Genomic DNA, 1,197 nt, shown 5'->3' on the forward strand with positions numbered 1-1,197 from the left:
ATCGGCGCCCTTCTCCGCCACCATCAGTACCGCCGCGTGGGTATTACCGCTGGTGACGTTCGGAAAAATCGACGCATCGACGATGCGCAAACCGTCGAGACCGTGGACCTTCAGCCGCTTGTCCACCACCGATTTCTGCTCGTCCGCGCCCATGGCACACGAGCCGCACAGGTGATAAATCGAACCGCTGTTTTCGCGAAAGTACTGCAGCATCTGTTCATCGCTTTCGACCAGCGGCCCAGGCAACACCTCTGCAACAGTGATGCCCTTGAGCGCGGGCGCCTGCATGATCTTGCGCATCAGCCGACTGCCCTGGATCACCTCGTCGATGTCCTTTTGTGTGCTCAGGTAGTTGGGATCGATTAACGCAGCGTCCCGTGGATTTTTCGAGGCAATCTCGATATGCCCGCGACTGGTGGGCCGGCACGGGTTGAAGCACAGCAAAAAGCCTGAATACGGCTCGGGCTTGAGGCTGGCCTTGTTGTTTTTCGGGATCTGGTACGACAACGGGTTGAAGTACAACTGCAGGTTCGGATTGGCCTGCGCATCATCGCCGCGGAAGAAGCCGCCGGCCTGGTTGACACTCATCGCCAGCGCGCCCTTGCGGGTCAGCAGATATTTGAGGCCAAGCTTGAATTGACCGAACAGCGAGCTGAGCTGATCGTTGAGGGTCGGGATGTTGGCCTTGTAGTAGTAGCTGGCGCACAGGTGGTCCTGCAGGTTCTGCCCCACTGCCGGCAGATGCTTGACCAGCGGGATGTTGTGTTTGGCCAGCAGTGCCTGATCGGCAACACCGGACAATTGCAGAATCTTCGGCGTGTCCACAGCACCGGCGCAGAGGATCACTTCCTTGTTGGCGGTGAAGGTTCGCACCACGCCGTGCTGAGTGATGGAAATCCCGGTCGCCCGGCCCCTATCGAACAGCACCCGATCCACAAGCGCGTAATGCTCGACCGTCAGGTTCGGCCGGCTCAGGGCCGGATGCAAGTGCGCGAAACTGCTGGAGCAGCGCTGGCCGTCCTTGGTGTTGACGTCATAGATGCCCGAGCCTTCGAACTTCGGCCCGTTGAAGTCATCACTGTGCGGGTAGCCGAGTTCGTCGCAGCCCTTGAGGAACACATCGCAGATCGGATGGGTCTGGCCCTTCATCGGCGTGATGCTGATCGGGCCGCTGCCGCCGTGGTATTCGCTGTCGCC

The 1,197-nt window shown here is 60.0% G+C and carries 1 protein-coding gene; it reads right to left on the reverse strand.

Translation table 11 applies throughout. From position 1 onward, the window contains the following. Nucleotides 1-1,197, reverse strand: a 1,197-nt coding sequence (locus ACN1C3_RS33185) for a GMC family oxidoreductase (RefSeq protein ID WP_419119948.1), incomplete at both ends; no start/stop codon positions are given.

The organism is Pseudomonas sp. H11T01 (genome assembly GCF_048515765.1).
Lineage (GTDB): Bacteria > Pseudomonadota > Gammaproteobacteria > Pseudomonadales > Pseudomonadaceae > Aquipseudomonas.